Here is an 18,448-nt window from a genome sequence, read left to right on the forward strand (position 1 = left end):
CCGCATCGACTCAAAGATGGTATTGTTCACGATCTTTATAAATCTTACTTAATCTTGTGTTTATTCATTTTTTCTTCAAAGATGCCTGTCATGATTTTTCGCAACTCTTGGCCTTCTTTTTCAGGAAGGTCCCCTTGGCGTTTGGCTACTGCGTAGAGTGCAGGATATTGCTTAGCCACACGCTCCACCGTCTTGGTCGTCGCATGGCCTCTGACAAAAAAAGGAATGCGTTTAATCCATTCTTGAGGTACGAGAGCGAGCAACTTCTTAGCCGCTTCCTTGTCAGAAATCTCAGCTGTACTCAAACCTTTTTCGATTTGCTTTTGTTCTTGTTCTGTAAAATCTTTTAATTCCATACCTTGCTCCTCTTTATCTTTGTATAGTAGATTTTACACCCTTGTATGAGAATATACAACTGATTAAGATGAATGAGGCAAGTCATAAAATACCATAAAAGATAGGCTCAATTTTTTCCAAAAATACCATACAAAAAAATCTGATGAATTTGCTCAACCTCTGTCTCTAAATTGTCACTGTTGTCTAACTGATTTCCCATACTATTAAGAGCATCCATGACATTTAAGATAAGCTCTGTCGATAGGTCTTCAGCAATAGCCCCCTCTTCTTTTCCTAGCTCAATATAAGCACGATAGATATCACGTTTTTTTGCAGTGATCGCTTTCGCTAAGAGAGTTGAAAAAGTAGGTTCTTTCACCATTTTATCTTGAAAATAGTCCGAGATTTGCCGACTCATTTTCTCCTGACATAGGGAAAAAGCCTGGTTTAATTTTGTTTTAAAATCTAGATTACTATTTAAAATGTCCTCAGCTTGCTGTGTGACTTCTTCAAACAAGTCATTAACACAGAGAGCTACCAAATTATCTTTGCCCCCGAAATAATTGTAGATAGAAACTGGTGATACTTCTGCTACCTCTGCAATAGATTTTATACTCGTTTCCTTAAAACCTTTTTCTTTAAATAATTGTAAGGCTGCTTGAATAATCGCTTGCTTCTTTTTCTCAGTCGTCTTTTGATATTGATTCATGTGAACACCTCTGTTACTACCAATTGTAGCATAAGTTTGAAATTAATGAGCATATATTTCATTTTTTCTTGCTATTCTTACTAGCTTTCTCTATAATAAAGTTTGAATTTTAATCATGTATATTTCAAATTTTATTTTCAAAAATGGGAGGGAACATGCTCATTCAATATCTTATAAAGCAATCTAGAGAACCGAGTGGTCTTGTCGGTCGATTGATTACCAACATCTGGTCGTCCTATTTCAAGGAACTCAGCCTTTGGGCAATCAAACAAACCACTATCCCCAACAATAGTCGGATTTTAGAAATCGGCTATGGCGGAGGCAGCACTATTAAGAACCTTCTTGAGTTAGATAAAAATCTTGACATTCATGGTATTGATATATCTAAGGAGTCTTATCAAACTGCTAGACGAATTCATTCAGATGCTATAGAAAACGGAAGTGTTAAGCTGAGGATTGGTAATGTAGCAAACCTTCCCTACCAAAATAATGATTTTGATTTGGTATTTGCCATCCAGACACATATTTTCTGGGAGGATTTAAAACAGAGTTTTCAGGAAATCTATAGAGTCATGTCCAATCCTTCCACTTTGATTATTGCTTCCGAAAAAGAAAAAATAAAATATCATATGACAGATTATGGGACAAGCCATGAATTGATGCAGTTGTTAACAAGCATTGGCTTTTCAAAGATTGAAGAAAAGCAAAATTACAAATGGGTTGTGTATGTTGTCACTAAGAGTGATTAGGAAATTTAATAAAAAACTCCTTAATCAAATCTAATGTCTCAACCCTAGCAAAACACAAAGAGAAGACTAATTTAGTCTTCTCTTCATACTAGGTTGCGGAACATCAACAATTACTTTACTTTTATACCTCTAGTAAGTCCTATTCGTCCACAATTGCATCTTACAAATGGATACTTCTGTTAGAAGATAAGGAGATAAGGATCTTCAAGATAAGAAACAACTCTTGCTAAAAATTCAGCAGCTGGAAGGCCATCGATGACTTGATGGTCGAAGCTCAGACTCAATGGAAGATAGTCTTTTTGAACAACCTCTCCCTCCTCATTAAATGCTAAAGCTTGTTGAGTTGCTCCTACACCAAGGATTGCCACCTCTGGGGAATTAAGGATTGGTGTGAAGTATTCTACACCTGGCCCCCCTAGGTTCGTAATTGAGAAAGTAGAACCACTATATAGGTCAGATGCAAGTGTACCTTTTCGAGCTTGATTAGCCAAAGTCTTAATGCTTTGACCAAGATCTGCTAAAGTCATACGATCTGCGTCTTGAATCACAGGAACAACCAAACCATCATCCAAAGCTGTTGCCATACCAATATGAATGCGTTCGTGAATCTTATGAATTCCGCCACCATACCAAGCATTCAAAGCTGGAAAATCTCTCAAAGCTTTGGTTACTGCTTTAGTTAATAGAGTTGTGATACCTAGTTCACCATTTTCAAGTGGAGTATGTACCTTGGCCTTAAGTTCTTTACGGAATTTCAAAAGCTCAGTTAAATCAGCCTTACGATGGAGTGTCACTTGAGCAGAAGAATGAAGACTGTTCATCATACGTTCGGCAATAATCTTACGCATGCCTTCGAGTCCCTCACCGTATTGTCCTGTGGCCATAGCTTGTGTTAGAGGTTCAACGACCTTATCAACAACAAGACTTGGTTGGTAAGCTTCTACATCACGTCTTGTAATACGACCATTTCCACCTGTCCCTTTAATAAGGGAGATATCATAGCCTTTCTCAGCAGCCATCTTACGAGCCACCGGTGTAATGAAAATTCGTTCCCCACCAGTACGAGCTATAGGTGCTGTAGTAGATTTAGGACTAGACGGTGTTGAATCTTTAGCGACTTCAGTTGGAGCTTCCTCTTGTGCAGGAGCCTCTTGGGTTCCTACATCCTCTCCTTCCTGACCAACCCATCCAACGACTTCCTTACATTTAACTGTAGCACCTTCATCATGCACAATGTCTAGAACAACCCCAGAAGCAGGGGATTCGACTTCACTAGTCAATTTTTCAGAACTAATTTCCAATAAAGGCTGACCACTTGTTACTGTATCACCAACTTGGACCAACCACTTTTGAATGAGTCCTTCAGTCATGGTTAGGCCGAGCTTGGGCATTAAAATTTCTGTTGCCATAAGCGCCCTCCTATCCTTTCAAGTCCTGAATCAATTCATCAGCTACTTTCAAAACCTTATCCGCATCCGGGATATAGGCTTGTTCTAAGTTTGTCGCAAATGGAACAGGAGTATTTGGTGCACAAACACATTTCACTGGTCCATCAAGATAATCAAATGCTTTATCTGAAACTACAGATGCAATATCAGTTGCAGTATTGTTATGTGGGTTGGCCTCATCCACAATAATTAAACGACCAGTTTTCTTCACGGAATTTAACACTGTTTCTTCATCCCATGGAGCAACTGTACGAAGATCAATCACTTCTACAGAAATGTTGTCTTTTGCCAAGCGGTCGGCGACCTCATAGGCTACATACAACATCTTACCAATTGTCACAATTGTTAAATCCTTACCTTCTCTACGAACGGCAGCCTTACCAATTGGTACAGTATAGTATTCTTCTGGCACTTCCCCTTTTAATCCATATAAAGTCTTGTCTTCAGAAAAGATAACTACATTATCATCCTCTATTGATGCTAGGAGTAATCCTTTGGCATCATAAGGAGTAGCAGGAACGACCACCTTAATACCAGGGATCGATCCAAATAAACCGTAATAGGATCCAGAGTGTTGCGCAGCAGCTGAAGCACCTGCCCCGTGCATAGTACGCACAACCATGGGAACTTTAGCTTTTCCTCCAAACATGTAACGCATCTTAGAAGCCTGTCCTAATAGGGCATCAAAACAGAATCCAATAAAATCATTAAACATCAACTCTGGTACAGGCCTTAGTCCCGTAAGCGCCATCCCAACCGAAGCTGATAAATAGCCGTGCTCAGAAATCGGAGTATCAATAACACGTTCCCTGCCATATTTCGGCATCAATCCTCGTGTGATACCCATGACACCGCCCCAGGCATCCTCGTTATTATTTTCTAAGTGTTCAACATTAACACCACCTGAGATATCCTCTCCTAGGAGAACAACTCGCTCGTCTCTTTCCATGGCTTGATCGAGCCCTTCATTGATGGCTTTCATAAATAATGTTTCTCTAGTCATTATGAATCCTCCTCAATCAGTCTGCAAATACGTCTTCATAGAGAGCTTCTTCTTTTGGAATTGGGCTCTCTTGAGCAAAGTGGATTGCATCTTCAACATCTTTTTGTGATTGGGCAACAATCTCATCCAATTCATCTTGGCTAAGGATACCCTTTTCAGTTACCAGGTCACGAAATACTTCCAAGGCATCCACATCTGCCCATTCTTTTTCGATTCCATCTGGTGCTTTGTATTTTTGCTCATCTCCTTCGAAATGGCCATGGTTACGATAAGTAATAGCTTCAATTAACGTTGGACCATCTCCACGACGCGCACGTTCAATGGCCTCTTTAGCCACTTGATAAACAGCAAATAAGTCCTTACCATTAACACGAACTCCAGGCATATTGTAAGCTTGTGCACGTTCAGCAATTGTTGGAGAACCTGATGAATACCATTGTGGTGTTGATTCTGCAAAAAGGTTGTTTTCATTTACAAATACTACAGGTAGATTCCAAATAGAGGCCATGTTTAAGCACTCATGAAAATTACCTTCATTGGCAGCACCATCACCAAAGAAACATACAGCAACATCATCAGTCTTTAGATATTTGTTGCGCATAGCAGCCCCAGTCGCAAGACCAAAGCCTCCGCCTACCATACCATTAGCACCAAGGATTCCTTTATCCAAGTCAGCGATATGCATAGAGCCACCTTTACCTTTACCAAGCCCAGTAGACTTACCAAAGATTTCAGCCATCATTTTTTTAAGGTCTCCACCTTTAGCCACACAGTGTCCATGTCCTCGATGTGTGCTAGTAATGTAGTCTTTATCAGTCAAGTTAGCACATACCCCAGTCGCAATAGCTTCCTCACCTGAGTAAAGGTGAACAAATCCTGGAATTTGACCGATTGAAAAGAAATGTCGTGCATTTTCTTCAAAATTTCGAATATCCCACATAGTCTTATACATGGATTTAGCCTCTTCTTTTGAAACATTTTCCACACCAAGATCATGGGCAGTTTGAACCTTAACTTCTTCCTTGGTTAAGGTTTGTCCCTGATGTTTTTCTTTCATTAGGGCTTGTGGCAATTCTTGATAATGTGTCATATTGTTTCCTCCTTCTATAGAGAGCTTTATAAAAAACAAATATTATTGACAGATATATAGATTTGAAAAAATGAGAATGGCTGTGCTAAACCTATCCATCGACCTTAGGACCTTAAAATCAGTCTTGCAACTTCCTGAACCAACTCAGAAATTGTTGGATGTGCAAAAATTGTCTTATCAAGCTGATCAAGTGTTCCTTCAGCATCTTTCAAGACAATCAAGGATTGTAGAATATCAGTTGCATGTGGACCAACGATAACGGCACCTAATAGTAGGTGATAGCGTTTTTCGGAGACAATTTTAACAAAACCCTTTGCTGAATTAGACGCAATGGCTCGACCATTATAAACATAAGGAAGTTGACCAACTGATATATCATATCCTTGTTGTACCGCCTCCTCTTCTGACAAGCCAAAGGAAGCAATCTCTGGCGTTGTAAAGAGCGACCGTGGAACACTTGAATTATCAACCGGTTCCTCAGCCTGACGACAAATGGCTCGAACAGCTTTGATTCCCTCGCTACTAGCAACATGAGCTAACATATATCCAGGAATCAAATCCCCAATCGCATAAACACCTGATTGAGATGACTCGTAATAACTATCTACCTTAATAAAGCCTTTTTCGGTCAGCTCCAAGCCCATCATTTGGGCTAACTCAATATTTGGCTTACGCCCTGTTGCTACAAGTAAGTTATCATAAGAGTAGGACTTACCATCTGCTAAAATTACAGCATTTTCTCTAACCCTATCTATGCTAACTCCCTCCAGAATGGTAATTCCAAGTTGTTCCATCTTTTCTCTAATAATGGAACGTGCTTCGTCATCTTCAGTTGCTAAAATTGTTGGTGCAACCTCTATCACTGTCACATCCACACCAAGTGGAGCCATGGCAAAAGCTAACTCAACGGAAATAATACCTCCACCAATGATAACCAAACGTTGAGGAAGTTCCTTTAAGTTGAAAAAGTTATCTGTTGTCAAGTAGTCAACATCGTTAATACCAGGAATAGGAGGAATAAATGGATGACTCCCTGTCGCCAAAATAACAGACTTACCTGAGACTCTTTCACCATTAACTTGGAAGGTTTTATCAGAAATATAAGCTGCCTCACCTTCAATATAGGTGATCCCTAATTGTTTAAAACTTGATTGAATACCAGACTGTAGTGTTGCTACGACTTGATCTTTGCGAGCAACAAGTTTTTGAAAATCAAGATTATCATTTAAAACTGTTACTCCATACTGAGAGGCTTCTTTAGCAGCTAATAGCCAATGAGCATGTTCAAGATAGGCTTTGGATGGGATACAGCCAACGTTCAAACAAGTGCCACCTATGGAGTTTTTCTCAATGACAGTTACCTTTTTACCTAAACGAGCAGCTTCTTCAGCAGCAACATAACCACCAGGACCTGCCCCTATAATGAGAATATCACATTGACTCAAAACAATACTCCTTTCTAGAATGGAAGTCGGCTGTTAGCCGAACCACTTCAAGTAGGACAAAAACTCGGAGATGTTTTTGAAAGCGTTTTCTATACTTTATTTATAAAACTAATACTTATGAAAATCAAGTAATTCACTGAAAATGTGATGTTTTTGTAGTGAAAATATTCACAAGTAATGCAAACGTTTGCCATTCCCTATTCGGGATGACGTCAGCACTTATACTTTGCTGATTTTTATATACACTAGATAAATACAAATCTCCCCAATCATTAAATAATTCTTCAAAATGTTATAAAAAACACTCTAGCGTCTATAGCTTGGATAAAACTATAGAAATTAGAGTGCTTTTACTATGTATGAGAAAGAATATGTATATAGAATTAAAAAGGAATTTTAATTAATCTAAAGAAAACTGATTTTTCACCTGAGTAATATCGTAATGTTAAGGATTTGTCATAGTTTTTGGTGTTGTTTTAAAAGTGAGTAGTTAGGAGTAAAACAACCTTAAATTTCTTGTAGAGCAATTTCCATGTTTTAAGTGAAAAATCAATCGATTTTAGAACTATTTATCGTCCTTTTTAATCATATTTTTCACACCTTCGATAGCTCCTTCAACAGCATCTTTGGCATCTTCGGCAACTTCTTTCACTTTTGAGACTGCTTTTTCAGCAGCACCCTCTTTTTCTGTTTTTTTATCACCAGTTACTTTTCCGAAACCTTCTTTAATAGCGCCTTTAGCTTGGTTAAGTTTTTCTTCTACTGACATAGTGTCAACCTACATTAATGAATTGTTTTAAATATTGAAAGGAATATGTAAAGAACTTAGATTGTTCAAAAGAGGATTGATTTTCCACTTGAGTAATCTTTTAAAGATATTGATTTGTAGATAAATTGAATGTAATCAGTATAAATGAGTTATTAGGAGTAGGATATGACATCCCTATCTTTTTCATACAGTAGTTTTTAAGACTTTGTGTGAAAAATCAATTAATCTTAGAACTATTTATCGTCCTTTTTAACCATATTTTTAACGCCTTCGATTGCTCCTTCAACAGCATCTTTGGCATCTTCGGCAACTTCTTTAACTTTTGAAACTACTTTTTCAGCAGCTCCTTCTTTTTCAGTTTTTTCATCACCAGTTACTTTTCCGACACCTTCTTTAATAGCGCCTTTAGCTTGGTTAAGTTTTTCTTCTACTGACATAGTGTTACCCTCCATTGGAAAATTAGATTATTGAAAATGAACGTTTTTAAACTTTTTTAGGCATAAAAGAATTTAGTGAACTCTTGGTTCTGATTTAGCAGTCGCTTCTGAGACAGCTTCAACGCCTTCACTAACTTTTTCCTTTGCAGCCGAGAAGCCATCACTCAATCCCTGTTTTGCGCTTTCAAACTTATCGGAAGTAAATTCACTTGTTGATTCAACAACTCCAGTTACTCGATCTTGTAGGCTTACTGAGTCTGCTTCATGTTGCTCTTTAGTCTTGATATCAACAACATCTACATTAACTTCAACCACTTCCAAATCAGTCATCTTAGAAATTTCTGAAACAACAACCTCTTTGATTTTCTTGTATAGTTCAGGAACATTCTTTTGATATTCGACAATTACGTTCAAATCAACAGCAACTTGCTCTTTACCAACTTCAACATTGACTCCGCTTGCAACGTTATCAGTATTGACAAGTTTTTCAGCTAGGTTTGAGAAAAAGCCTCCATCAATAGCCAGCAAACCTGGAATATTTTCTAAAGAAAGACCAATAATTTTTTGAATGACTTTATCTTCGTAGGTCAATTCGCCTTTTACTTCTTCTACTTTTTTTTCTACTTTTGACATATGAATCTCCTTTACTATTTAAATAATTGTTTTTGTTGAATATAATATCCAATTCCAACTCCTAGAATGGCGCAAATCAAGACAAACAAAGTCTTAAAAAAACCATAGGATAGGATGAAGCAAGCTAAGATAGCACCCGCTAATCCGGAAAGAAATGGATATTGGTATTTTTTAAACCATTCCATTTTTTACTTCCTTACTTTACACGACTAACAGTTTTTTTACGTGGTGGTTTTGGCTTGTATTCTTTTACAGAAATATACAGTTTTACACGATGATTCATTCCAAAAAACTGTGTCAATCCATCAGCAATCTCATCTTTAATTATTTGAGTTCGTTTAATAATGTTGTCTGATGGAAGCATTTGTCCTTCTACGTGAACTAAACATTTATTCTTACGACTGTTTACCTTAATAGTAGGATCCTTTATAAAATTGTGATTAGCAACCACACAACGAACAAATCCTTCAATAGCTGAATTTTTTAATTTTAGTTCACCATCGACATCAGGTAATTGAATCTCTAAATATTGTTTAGGATAAAAGAGTATAACAAGCATTAGAAACAACACTACAGCTGAAAGTACTAGAGCACCCCAGAAAATATATCTTGAAAGATAAAAGTCTAAAAAGGAAATTTGTTTCCAATCAACTAAATGAAGTCCTAAGCCACTGACTTTATGATAATCTAGCAAAATAGGAATCAAAATTGTCAAGATTAAAATACATAAAATAAGGTAAAGTATTTTTTTGGTTTTTGACATATTGAATCCTTTCATCAACAGAATTTGAACTTTAATATATTCCTGTCAAAAGATTCAAGTTCATTCTTTTTTCCCTAGGAAAAATGATACTACTGCAACAACAATGACTGCTCCTAAGATTGATGGAACTAATGCCATTCCAGCTAGACTAGGTCCCCATGCACCGAAAAGTGATTGTCCAACAGATGAACCGACTAAACCTGCAAAGATATTAGCGATTATTCCCATGGAGCCTCCCTTTTTAGTGATTACACCTGCAATAAGACCGATAAAGCCTCCTACGATAATAGCCCAAAGCATAATGTCTCCCCCTTTCTAAATTGAGGAAAGTTAGGTTGTTTGGAAATCAAACAATCTAAAGAGTTACATTTTAGCTAAAACATTTTTTATATTAATCTTAACAATCATAAGATTAATGTTAGTATATACCTGTTAATAACAGTATAAGTTAATCAAATTGATAAGTCAATAAAAATGTTTGCGCTTACAAAAAAATAGAATGAAAATTGTCAATTGTTTTGCAAACGATTGCATAGATTTGCAAGTATGTTTATGTTATGATTCTTGTAGTTTTTTGAACAGTTTTGTAAATACTCTACATACATGGTTATTACTATCAGACCATTCTGATAATTGAATGATTCATCAATAAAACATTTGATTATGTTGGTATGACCATAAGATTTTTAGCCAATTAAAACGTTAAAAAAACTCCCTAAGAAGTGAGAGTGACGAAAGTGGAAATAAAATGTATAATTGAAATATGTAAACCCTTACACACTTTTTCTTTATGAAGTATCATCCAATAAAAAACCTAAATCATACACAGGATACTGTGTTATTTTCAGTAGGAGTTTAAAATTCAAAAAGGAGATAATTATGGATATTAGAGAAACATTGAATCGTCAGGATTACACTAAATTAGACGAATTTAGTAAACAACTTGAGGGCTTTGAACGACTCTTTGCAGACAAGGATTTGCTTGAAATGCGTCAGGAATTGGCCAAAATTAATAAGGATGAGGTCGTTGGTTTATGCTCAGAAATTAATGGATATAAAACAGGTTTTATGGATGCATTAACCCTATTGGATTCTGAAATAGATTTGCAAGCTTTCAAAGAATTGTTTGAGAAGTGGTGGATTGATTATGAATTTGATCAACGTATAAATGTACTACTTGGTCAATATCCTTATACCAATTTTGAGGAGAGAATTGATTATGAATTGAAAGAAGAATATGGAACAAGCTCTCGTAAAGAAGTTGCAAAAATAATGATTGACGATTTAGAAACATCATCAGAGGACGAAGCTAAAAAGTTATTTCTTCAGGAAATCCTTTCCTTACAAAAGAGATCAAACGATACCGATTAACTTCTTCAAAAGTTGACTATAGTAACAAAGAGGGAGTACTGTTATGGAAAAAGTTTTGAAGGATGGTAAACTTTATTCTCTAATAGAATTTAGGGACAAAATCTATGAGGATTTAGATTTATCAAAAAGTGACTTAACCACTTTATTGTGTGCGATATTGATTGCATCTATTGGTTTGAATATGAATTCTATTCCAACAATCATAGGGGCAATGTTGATTTCTCCATTGATGACACCTATCCTTGGAGTAGGTTTTGCGTTAGCAATATTAGATACAAAACTTCTCAAAAAATCGTTTAAAGTTCTTTTTATTCAAGTTGCAGTAAGCCTCTTAGCCTCTACACTTTATTTTTTAATTTCGCCCATTTCTTATGCAAGTACGGAAATTATTGCTAGAACTTCGCCCACAATTTGGGACGTTGTAATAGCATTCGTCGGTGGATTAGCCGGCATTATTGGAGCACGAAAGAAAGAAGCTAATAACATTGTTCCTGGTGTCGCCATTGCAACTGCTCTTATGCCACCTGTTTGTACCGTGGGGTATTCTATTGCCACAGGAAATCTTGAGTATATGATAGGGGCGTCATATTTGTTCTCCATTAACTGCAGTTTTATTATGATTGCTACATATATTGGCACTAATGTGATGATGGTTAATAATCCTTATGTTAAACATAATCGTAAAGCCTCTAAAATGCGAAAAATATTAATTCTAGTCTCGCTTGTTCTTATTATTCCAAGTTTAGCTTCTGCAACTACCTTAGTTAGAGATACGCTAATCAATGAGTCTATCAATAATTATCTATCTGATCAATTTGAAAACCATACTATTTTGAAAAAGAAATATAGTAAAGAAAATAATACACTAAAGCTAACCATTTCAGGTAAATATCTTTCAGAAGCTGAGTTACAAGGTATCATTAACAAACAAAATGAATATGGTTTGAAAAATATCTCGATTCAGGTTTCACAATTAACAAATGATAGATTAACTGAAAAAGAATTAGTCGACTACATCATTCAATATAAAAACGATGATGATCTTCAACAAATAGAAAAGGATAAGTAAAAAGAATCCCCAAATAACAACAAGTAATGTGAGATATTAATTTGATAAGCATAAGAAACCGTTGAAAAGTATTGTCACTAGTAGTCCATAGGAGAAAATAGCAATGAAAAAAGTAATGATAATTATTAATCCAACTTCTGGAGGAGAAACAGCATTAGATTATAAAGAGAGCTTGGAGAATAAGGCTAAAGAGTATTTTGATTATGTTGAAACTAAGATTACGCAAAAAGCCAAAGATGCAACTCAATTTGCTGAAAAAGCCTCTAAAGAAAAATATGATGCAGTAATTGTTTTTGGTGGAGACGGTACTGTAAATGAGGTTATTTCAGGGATTGCTGAAAAAAATCACATCCCAAAACTTGGGATTATTCCTGGTGGAACTGGTAATTTAATCACTAAGCTATTAGAAATCAACCAAAGTATTGATCAAGCGATTGAAGAACTTGACTTCAATTTTACTAAAACCATTGATGTTGGAAAAGCTAATCAAAATTATTTTGGCTATATTTTTAGTGTTGGATCTTTACCAGAAGCTATTCATAACGTTGATATTGAAGATAAAACAAAGTACGGTATCTTTGCATATGCAATCAATACGATGAAGTCCGTTGTAGAAGACGATGTATTTAATGTTCGTATTGAAAGTGAAAATGGCAATTATGAAGGTGAAGCTAGTCAGGTCTTAGTTCTTCTATCTAATTACTATGCAGACAAAAAATTATTTGATGAAAATACAGATGGATATGGAAATATCTTGATTTTAAAAGATGCATCCATCATTTCTAAATTATCGACTATCCCAGATTTGTTAAAAGGGGATCTAGTAGGTAACGATAATATCGAATATATCAAAGCGCGTAATATTAGGATTTCTTCAGAGGTTGAGTTAGAGTCAGATGTTGATGGAGACAAATCGGATAATCTTCCAGTAGATATAAAAATACTAGGGAACCATATCGAAGTATTCTCAGGCACCAAAGTATAGTTTTTTTCCTTCTACTTCTCCAACAAAAAGTTTTAAATGATATAAGTTACTGCATCAGCAACAATAATAGTCTTGTCCTTTTTGAAGTTAGGATATAAGTCAAAGGTAAGTAAATTACTTTTAATATACGGAGTTAAGGCGTTTTTTGATTCATGTCTAAAAACTTTTCGGAAGCATCAACTGTGATGGTAGTTTTCGAGCATAACAAAAAGTAGTGAAGAGATTCCATCGTCGGAATCTTCTTCACTACTTTTCTTCTCTCTTTCCTACTCAATCACCAATAGCAGCATTTCAGAGTTTCCACTCTTCAATCAACCAGTCCGAAAAAGCATCATATCTTTCTTGGAGATTATCATGATGACCGTAGGGGTCAAATGCTGAATAAGTGGACAAGCACTGTTTTTTGATGCATTCATGTACTTCTTTGGCAAAGCTAGGAGCCTTGGCCAGTCTATTCTTATGATTAGCCCCTTCGGTCAAACCGTTACGTAAATAGACCGAGCAAGACTTATTAAGAAGCTGATGGGATTGGCAGTAATCTACAAAATCTGGATACCAGAAGGATCCACAAATGGAAAAGATAAAAGGCATCTTATCACTGCTATAAAGACTGGAAATAGCAGCCAGTCCACCCAGCGAGTAGCCTCCGTAAGCCATACGACTGTCATCCAGTCTAAACTCCTCTTGGATGCTATTTAAAATATGGCCAAATAGATGGTCATGATAGCTGGCTAGCTTGCCACCAAAATCAGGACTTCCAGGTCTCAAAGCCTGAGCATACCAAGGTGTAAAATCATCCAAGCGATTCTTGGGCTCAAGGCCTATCAGGATAACAGAATCCGCTAGTTTTCCCAGATAATCCAGTTGTCCATCGTTCAGAAAAACAGCTGGATAAGTCTTAGTAGCATCATAAGACTCAGGAAGGGCAATCGTCACTCGAATGCCATGGCAGACAAAGTCTTTATTTATTAACAAAGTCATTAACCTTCTCAAGAGAATCAATCACAGATGGACCGTAATCCATAAGCTCATCATAAGAAATAGTCATGATTTTCTTGTTTTTAACGGCTGGTACATTTTCAAGAACAGCGTTCTTTTCCATCTTGTCTGTAGCATCCTTGTCCATGGCCTTATTACGGTCACTAGTTACATAGATAATCAATTCTGGTTCCATAGACACGAGATTTTCCAGAGTCAAATCTGATGTTCCTGTCGCAACATTGGTATAGCCAAGCTGATTAAGCATACTTTCTTGAAGGGCAGATTTGTAAGTTCCAAAGGTCTCATCGTTGTAGGCACACATGATCAGAGCCTTCTTCAAGTCTTTGTCAGAAGACTTGTTTTTCTTTTTAACGGCGTCGATACGCTTTTGGAGTTGTCCTGCATACTTGTCTGCCTTGTCTTGAACGTTGAAAATGTCACCAATATTTTTAACATCTTCGATGATATTATTCAAATCTTGTTTGGTTGTTGAAACAGAAGCTTTTTGCGTATAGACGGGAATGTCGTTGTTGTTCCACGTGCTGATGGTTCCCATTGATTTGTCTGAGAACATCATGTTACGACCAATAAGGGCATCAGGTCCGTAAGCCAAGATGACTTCTTGAGAGATGGTCTTCTTATCACCGACATGTGGGATTGAGGCAATGTCTTCCTTATATTTATCGGTTACTTCATTGTCAGGGTTAAGCATACCGACAATCTTGTCTTTTAAACCAAGCTCAATCAAGATTTCCGTTGATGAAAGGTTGTTTGTGATAACCTTTTCTGGTACCTTTTTGAAAACTTGATCTAGCTCAGTTCCTTGATCGTCATAAGTTTTAACGGTCAAAGGATACTGGGTTTCTGAGTTAGTCTTTTTCACCGTTTCTTTTGCTGCTGATGACGATGATGTGCTGTTTTTATATGTAGAACTGCATGCTGTCAATGTGAGGACTGCTGCAGCGATTAATGCGATACCAAAAGTTTTCTTGTTCATAAGGCCTTCCTTTCCTAGGCTTATAAATACTGAATCATTGCCTGCTGGTCATCCGTCCAGGTAATACGACTCTGAACATCATAAACCGCCTGCAAGGATTGTGGGGTTACGGCATCCCTTGGGACACCTTGGGCAACAATCTCACCCCCTTTCATTAAGTAAATATAATCTGAAAAACGACAGGCCAATTGAATATCGTGGAGAACTGCGAGAACATTAATGCCGAGTTCCTTGACCAAGGCCAACATCTCCAACTGATACTTAATATCCAAATGGTTGGTAGGCTCATCCAATAAAAGGAGTTTGGGTTCCTGAGCCAAAGCACGCGCTAGGATAACTCTTTGTTTTTCGCCACCTGATAAGGACGAATAATAGCGTGTCTTCTTTTCAGACATGCCAACCTTGTCTAGGGCATCCTGGACGAGCAAGTGGTCCCGCTCCGTTTCTTTTTGTAGAAAGGAAAGGTGGGGCGTTCGGCCAAGCATGACAATTTCTTCCACCGTGCAGTCAAATTGAAGGGTGTTAAACTGTGTCACAACGGCCATTTCTTTTGCAGTTTCCTTTAGGCTTACCTGATCTAGGCTTTTTCCATCAAGTAAAATCTGACCGCTATCTGGTTTCAACTGGCGGTAAATGGTTTTGAGCAAGGTTGATTTACCACTCCCATTTGGTCCTAGTATGGTCTGAAATTGCCCACCTTCAACCTCTAGAGAGACACCATTTAGGATTTTTTTCTCTCCAATCGAATAATGAATATCCTTACACTTTACATCCATAAGTCTAAACCACCTTCCTACGATTTTTAGTCACAATATAAATAAAGAAAGGTGCGCCAACCAAGGCTGTAAAGATACCGATAGGTAACTCCGCATTTTTAACGAGGATTCTAGCCAAGACATCTGCCCAAACCACAAATAAGGAACCTAGGAGAGTTGCCACTGGAAAAAGCTTACGATAATTAGTCCCGACTAAACTTCTGGCAATATGAGGGGTAATCAAGCCCACAAAGCCAATAATACCACAACTAGAAACCAAGACGGCCGTTATGATCGCAACGATGGCGATATAAAGATACCAATAGAGTTTAAGTGGGATCCCTAAAGTCAAAGCTGCTTCATCTCCCATCATCATGGCATTAAAAACACGATACTGTGTTGAGAAAAAGAGAAAGGCCAAACCAACCACTACTGCTGGAAGCAGCAAATCTGACCAAGATGTTCCTGTCAATGAACCCATAGTCCAAAACTTAATGGTCATGACACTATCTGCTGTCGCTCCAATAGAGATTATAAAATTGGCAAAGGCAATAAAGAGGGCATTAACAACCGTTCCAGATAAAATCAGGCCAGATGTGGTCACTCTCCCCTGCATAGAGGCAATGATTAAGACAAGAACCGTCGCTAGGATAGCCCCCACAAAGGCACCCAAACCTACCACAGCTTTAAGGCCTAAAATGATGGCCAAGGTTGCTCCAAAAGTTGCTCCTGCCGAGATGCCTAAAATGTAGGGTTCGGCAATCGGATTATTGACGGTTGACTGCATGACACTCCCAGACATGGAAAGGCCTGCACCAACTACTAGCCCTAGAAGAACCCTCGGAACTCGCATATTCCAGATAATAGCTTCAAGTGGCTTGGCTATGTTATGACTGGCAATCGGAAACCCCAATTTTCTGAGGATGACACCATAGGTATCACCTATATCTATAGTGACCGCCCCTAAAGAAACTGCTATAAAAACTGACGCTACTAGCAAAAGCAGAAGCAAACAGAGCAGGCTTAGGTAGCGGGAAAAAACAAGATGTTTTGTTATTTTAAAAGGCATTAGACCTCCTTTCCACCTGTAATGTCAGAAAATTTTGACAATACCTTTTTAGTATAACATGCCTCAAAAAGATGGGCAAGGTCATTTGAGTATTACATAGAAAAAAGAGTAGTCAACTTGTACTGCTCTTTTGATGTATAATGATTGAAACAAAGTGAGAAAAAGTCGGTTTAGCATTTAACTTTCTCCATACTGCTACTAGCAATTCTCATGGCAAGAAGGATTATCAACACCTTAATCACAAGGGATAATCCAAGGTTCTCCTCAGTTGATGACAGTTGCGATAAAGCATTGATCAACGCATGTGTCATCACACAAAGCCAAAGGCTTCTGGTCTTTGTATAAATAGCGGATAAGATGAAACAATTGCTTAATAAGCCTAGCAAAAATGGTAGCAAATGAACCGTGGCCATAGACCCATCAATATAAAAATAGAGTAAATGCCATAGTGACCAGGCTACAAAGGTACACAGCGTAGACACTAGATAGGTCAACTTTTCTTGCAAAGTAGGCTGGAAAAAATGGCGCCAACCAATTTCTTCGATTCCACCAAAGACGAGGGCTTTTACAAATAAAATTATGGGGAAATACCAAGTTGGAATAATCATTTCCCCACTAAAGACCTGTGGTAAAAAATCCAAACCTATAAAAATGAGGACTAAGAGATAGTTAAGAGGAGCTTGTTTGACTTGGAAAAAATCTCTGACAAGCTGTTTAAAACTGGAGTGATAATAGCGGATACTAATAATTGCTCCCCAAATGGCTGATGACAAGCCACCTAACATAAGGGTAAAGAGGCCAATTGGAGTCCCATAATCACCCCTAACTCCTCCTGCTCTTAGCAGCCAAACAAGGAGACTGACCAGTAAGATTTGTCCAAGGGTCCCTGCTAGATAAAGCAACAAGGCTTGTTTTCTTTTCATATCTTGCTTCCTTTTTCTTCCCTATTAAAACTTCCGCTTCACGATAACCTAGTCCATATCCACCCATTTGTCATTGTCCATGATAAAGGGTTTGGCTAGACCTGGTCCGGTATAGTCCTTGTACTTGGTTGTCAGATACTTGTAGCAATCTTTTTTGCTGGCAAATTTAATGGCTTGGTAGGGCTCTTCAAAGGTTAACTTTTCAACAAATAAGTAGCCATCCGTTGTAGGCACCAAGACTCCGACGTGACCGACAAAAAGGGAATCACCATCCAAATTATCGTGGACAACAACCGACAGCATGCGTGCCTTGTCATCAAAGGTGAACTGTTTGTAGTAATCCTCCATATGCTTGGCGTGAACCTTGACATCTTGGGTAGCTTCGGTCTTGACCCTTGAAAAAAGAATGTCAAAGTTTGCCTGGTCCTTGGCATTAAAGAGCTTGCCCTTGTCAATGGCGTCCTTGTCTTGGAAAAGGAGCTCAGTATCACTTTTGACTTGAGGAATCTTGATTTTGCCTTTCAGTAGCGTGTAGGTGTTGATACGGCAGTTGGTACCGATAAAGTCACCATGCTTGTCTGTCCACAGGCTACTGATTTTTTCCACATCATAGTCTGTTTTGGTAAATGGCGCAAAACTCCCAGAAAGACCAACAGAACCCACGGTGTCATTGTAATCAGTGACGAGATTGATAAAGTTATCCACACTCTCCTCGTCCAAATGTTTCGAGAGAATGGAACGCACCTCATTAAGACTGGCCTTGCTATTAAGGTTGGAGTAGCTTGGTTTTTCCTCCTTTTTGTGGATATGTGCAAAAACTGCTAAACCGACAAGTAGCAGGCTAGCGATAGATAAAAGAATTAGCGTCTGTTTTTTTAGATGTTTCATAGGCGCCTCCTTGGCTTCATTATACCAG

Annotated in this window: 22 protein-coding genes; 4 read left to right on the forward strand and 18 right to left on the reverse strand. The window is 37.6% G+C overall.

The genetic code is table 11. The features are described from left to right. Positions 1-44: 44 nt before the first annotated feature. Together H7T99_RS05735 and H7T99_RS05740 are read right to left on the reverse strand one after the other, a co-directional pair. On the reverse strand, positions 45-356 hold the full coding sequence (locus H7T99_RS05735) for a hypothetical protein (RefSeq protein WP_037603930.1): 312 nt from the start codon (positions 354-356) through the stop codon (positions 45-47). Positions 357-463: 107 nt separating this feature from the next. Beyond that, on the reverse strand, positions 464-1,045 hold the full coding sequence (locus H7T99_RS05740; RefSeq protein WP_037603931.1) for a TetR/AcrR family transcriptional regulator: 582 nt from the start codon (positions 1,043-1,045) through the stop codon (positions 464-466). A 155-nt stretch (positions 1,046-1,200) separates the two neighbouring features. Between H7T99_RS05740 and H7T99_RS05745 the strand changes: the two genes are divergently transcribed. Next, complete coding sequence (locus H7T99_RS05745) at positions 1,201-1,794, forward strand: class I SAM-dependent methyltransferase (RefSeq protein WP_037603933.1); 594 nt, start codon at positions 1,201-1,203, stop codon at positions 1,792-1,794. Between the two features lie 179 nt (positions 1,795-1,973). On the opposite strand, the gene H7T99_RS05750 is transcribed toward H7T99_RS05745, so the two are convergent. The 10 genes from H7T99_RS05750 to H7T99_RS05795 all read right to left on the reverse strand — a co-directional run bounded on the left by H7T99_RS05750 (position 1,974) and on the right by H7T99_RS05795 (position 9,682). Continuing rightward, complete coding sequence (locus H7T99_RS05750; protein ID WP_037603935.1) at positions 1,974-3,203, reverse strand: dihydrolipoamide acetyltransferase family protein; 1,230 nt, start codon at positions 3,201-3,203, stop codon at positions 1,974-1,976. Between the two features lie 10 nt (positions 3,204-3,213). Further along, a complete protein-coding gene (locus tag H7T99_RS05755) occupies positions 3,214-4,245 on the reverse strand; it encodes an alpha-ketoacid dehydrogenase subunit beta (RefSeq protein ID WP_002890539.1) in 1,032 nt (343 codons plus the stop codon). Between the two features lie 16 nt (positions 4,246-4,261). Then, positions 4,262-5,335 (reverse strand): thiamine pyrophosphate-dependent dehydrogenase E1 component subunit alpha, encoded by a 1,074-nt coding sequence (locus H7T99_RS05760; RefSeq protein WP_014634179.1) that lies wholly within the window; start codon positions 5,333-5,335, stop codon positions 4,262-4,264. Positions 5,336-5,439: 104 nt separating this feature from the next. Continuing rightward, entirely contained in the window at positions 5,440-6,780 is a 1,341-nt protein-coding gene (gene lpdA, locus H7T99_RS05765; RefSeq protein WP_037603937.1) for a dihydrolipoyl dehydrogenase, read from the reverse strand. 565 nt (positions 6,781-7,345) lie between these two features. Next, entirely contained in the window at positions 7,346-7,549 is a 204-nt protein-coding gene (locus tag H7T99_RS05770) for a CsbD family protein (protein WP_004182825.1), read from the reverse strand. Between the two features lie 233 nt (positions 7,550-7,782). Further along, entirely contained in the window at positions 7,783-7,986 is a 204-nt protein-coding gene (locus tag H7T99_RS05775) for a CsbD family protein (protein WP_004182827.1), read from the reverse strand. Between the two features lie 72 nt (positions 7,987-8,058). Beyond that, the gene (locus H7T99_RS05780) at positions 8,059-8,619 is read right to left on the reverse strand and encodes an Asp23/Gls24 family envelope stress response protein (RefSeq protein ID WP_004182828.1); all 561 of its coding nucleotides are present in this window, start codon (positions 8,617-8,619) and stop codon (positions 8,059-8,061) included. 14 nt (positions 8,620-8,633) lie between these two features. Continuing rightward, positions 8,634-8,804, reverse strand: coding sequence for a DUF2273 domain-containing protein (locus tag H7T99_RS05785; RefSeq protein WP_004182830.1), 171 nt, complete (start codon positions 8,802-8,804; stop codon positions 8,634-8,636). 11 nt (positions 8,805-8,815) lie between these two features. Next, the gene (amaP, locus tag H7T99_RS05790; protein WP_004182832.1) at positions 8,816-9,382 is read right to left on the reverse strand and encodes an alkaline shock response membrane anchor protein AmaP; all 567 of its coding nucleotides are present in this window, start codon (positions 9,380-9,382) and stop codon (positions 8,816-8,818) included. 60 nt (positions 9,383-9,442) lie between these two features. Next, entirely contained in the window at positions 9,443-9,682 is a 240-nt protein-coding gene (locus H7T99_RS05795; protein ID WP_037603940.1) for a GlsB/YeaQ/YmgE family stress response membrane protein, read from the reverse strand. A gap of 699 nt (positions 9,683-10,381) precedes the next feature. On the opposite strand from H7T99_RS05795, the gene H7T99_RS05800 reads away from it, so the two are divergent. From H7T99_RS05800 to H7T99_RS05810, 3 genes are all read left to right on the forward strand, one after another. After that, a complete protein-coding gene (locus H7T99_RS05800; protein ID WP_037604021.1) occupies positions 10,382-10,753 on the forward strand; it encodes a hypothetical protein in 372 nt (123 codons plus the stop codon). A 43-nt stretch (positions 10,754-10,796) separates the two neighbouring features. After that, a complete protein-coding gene (locus H7T99_RS05805) occupies positions 10,797-11,822 on the forward strand; it encodes a DUF389 domain-containing protein (protein ID WP_037603941.1) in 1,026 nt (341 codons plus the stop codon). A gap of 103 nt (positions 11,823-11,925) precedes the next feature. Continuing rightward, entirely contained in the window at positions 11,926-12,807 is an 882-nt protein-coding gene (locus H7T99_RS05810; protein ID WP_037603942.1) for a diacylglycerol/lipid kinase family protein, read from the forward strand. Between the two features lie 291 nt (positions 12,808-13,098). On the opposite strand, the gene H7T99_RS05815 is transcribed toward H7T99_RS05810, so the two are convergent. The 6 genes from H7T99_RS05815 to H7T99_RS05840 all read right to left on the reverse strand — a co-directional run bounded on the left by H7T99_RS05815 (position 13,099) and on the right by H7T99_RS05840 (position 18,420). After that, positions 13,099-13,788: an alpha/beta hydrolase-fold protein gene (locus H7T99_RS05815; protein ID WP_037603943.1), complete on the reverse strand. Its 690-nt coding sequence runs from the start codon at positions 13,786-13,788 to the stop codon at positions 13,099-13,101. Beyond that, the gene (locus H7T99_RS05820) at positions 13,769-14,785 is read right to left on the reverse strand and encodes an ABC transporter substrate-binding protein (RefSeq protein ID WP_037603944.1); all 1,017 of its coding nucleotides are present in this window, start codon (positions 14,783-14,785) and stop codon (positions 13,769-13,771) included. The genes H7T99_RS05815 and H7T99_RS05820 overlap by 20 nt, the downstream gene beginning before the upstream one ends. 20 nt (positions 14,786-14,805) lie before the next feature. Continuing rightward, positions 14,806-15,561: an ABC transporter ATP-binding protein gene (locus H7T99_RS05825; RefSeq protein ID WP_037603945.1), complete on the reverse strand. Its 756-nt coding sequence runs from the start codon at positions 15,559-15,561 to the stop codon at positions 14,806-14,808. A gap of 4 nt (positions 15,562-15,565) precedes the next feature. Further along, positions 15,566-16,609, reverse strand: coding sequence for a FecCD family ABC transporter permease (locus H7T99_RS05830; protein ID WP_037603946.1), 1,044 nt, complete (start codon positions 16,607-16,609; stop codon positions 15,566-15,568). Positions 16,610-16,779: 170 nt separating this feature from the next. Then, positions 16,780-17,532 carry a CPBP family intramembrane glutamic endopeptidase gene (locus H7T99_RS05835; protein WP_037603948.1) on the reverse strand — a complete coding sequence of 251 codons (753 nt, stop codon included), beginning with the start codon at positions 17,530-17,532 and terminating at the stop codon, positions 16,780-16,782. A gap of 48 nt (positions 17,533-17,580) precedes the next feature. After that, complete coding sequence (locus tag H7T99_RS05840) at positions 17,581-18,420, reverse strand: DUF4300 family protein (RefSeq protein WP_037603949.1); 840 nt, start codon at positions 18,418-18,420, stop codon at positions 17,581-17,583. Positions 18,421-18,448 lie beyond the last annotated feature (28 nt).

This window comes from Streptococcus sp. 17.1, assembly GCF_016648655.1.
Classification (GTDB): domain Bacteria; phylum Bacillota; class Bacilli; order Lactobacillales; family Streptococcaceae; genus Streptococcus; species Streptococcus salivarius_E.

What these genes read in the sequence shown, in the direction of transcription:
- H7T99_RS05740 (WP_037603931.1), bottom strand. Translation starts at nt 1,045, where the DNA reads ATGAATCAATATCAAAAGACGACTGAGAAAAAGAAGCAAGCGATTATT.
- H7T99_RS05810 (WP_037603942.1), top strand. Translation starts at nt 11,926, where the DNA reads ATGAAAAAAGTAATGATAATTATTAATCCAACTTCTGGAGGAGAAACA.
- H7T99_RS05825 (WP_037603945.1), bottom strand. Translation starts at nt 15,561, where the DNA reads ATGGATGTAAAGTGTAAGGATATTCATTATTCGATTGGAGAGAAAAAA.
- H7T99_RS05815 (WP_037603943.1), bottom strand. Translation starts at nt 13,788, where the DNA reads ATGACTTTGTTAATAAATAAAGACTTTGTCTGCCATGGCATTCGAGTG.
- amaP (WP_004182832.1), bottom strand. Translation starts at nt 9,382, where the DNA reads ATGTCAAAAACCAAAAAAATACTTTACCTTATTTTATGTATTTTAATC.
- H7T99_RS05760 (WP_014634179.1), bottom strand. Translation starts at nt 5,335, where the DNA reads ATGACACATTATCAAGAATTGCCACAAGCCCTAATGAAAGAAAAACAT.
- H7T99_RS05755 (WP_002890539.1), bottom strand. Translation starts at nt 4,245, where the DNA reads ATGACTAGAGAAACATTATTTATGAAAGCCATCAATGAAGGGCTCGAT.
- H7T99_RS05735 (WP_037603930.1), bottom strand. Translation starts at nt 356, where the DNA reads ATGGAATTAAAAGATTTTACAGAACAAGAACAAAAGCAAATCGAAAAA.
- H7T99_RS05830 (WP_037603946.1), bottom strand. Translation starts at nt 16,609, where the DNA reads ATGCCTTTTAAAATAACAAAACATCTTGTTTTTTCCCGCTACCTAAGC.
- H7T99_RS05835 (WP_037603948.1), bottom strand. Translation starts at nt 17,532, where the DNA reads ATGAAAAGAAAACAAGCCTTGTTGCTTTATCTAGCAGGGACCCTTGGA.
- H7T99_RS05775 (WP_004182827.1), bottom strand. Translation starts at nt 7,986, where the DNA reads ATGTCAGTAGAAGAAAAACTTAACCAAGCTAAAGGCGCTATTAAAGAA.
- H7T99_RS05745 (WP_037603933.1), top strand. Translation starts at nt 1,201, where the DNA reads ATGCTCATTCAATATCTTATAAAGCAATCTAGAGAACCGAGTGGTCTT.
- H7T99_RS05750 (WP_037603935.1), bottom strand. Translation starts at nt 3,203, where the DNA reads ATGGCAACAGAAATTTTAATGCCCAAGCTCGGCCTAACCATGACTGAA.
- H7T99_RS05840 (WP_037603949.1), bottom strand. Translation starts at nt 18,420, where the DNA reads ATGAAACATCTAAAAAAACAGACGCTAATTCTTTTATCTATCGCTAGC.
- H7T99_RS05805 (WP_037603941.1), top strand. Translation starts at nt 10,797, where the DNA reads ATGGAAAAAGTTTTGAAGGATGGTAAACTTTATTCTCTAATAGAATTT.
- H7T99_RS05770 (WP_004182825.1), bottom strand. Translation starts at nt 7,549, where the DNA reads ATGTCAGTAGAAGAAAAACTTAACCAAGCTAAAGGCGCTATTAAAGAA.
- H7T99_RS05785 (WP_004182830.1), bottom strand. Translation starts at nt 8,804, where the DNA reads ATGGAATGGTTTAAAAAATACCAATATCCATTTCTTTCCGGATTAGCG.
- H7T99_RS05780 (WP_004182828.1), bottom strand. Translation starts at nt 8,619, where the DNA reads ATGTCAAAAGTAGAAAAAAAAGTAGAAGAAGTAAAAGGCGAATTGACC.
- H7T99_RS05820 (WP_037603944.1), bottom strand. Translation starts at nt 14,785, where the DNA reads ATGAACAAGAAAACTTTTGGTATCGCATTAATCGCTGCAGCAGTCCTC.
- H7T99_RS05795 (WP_037603940.1), bottom strand. Translation starts at nt 9,682, where the DNA reads ATGCTTTGGGCTATTATCGTAGGAGGCTTTATCGGTCTTATTGCAGGT.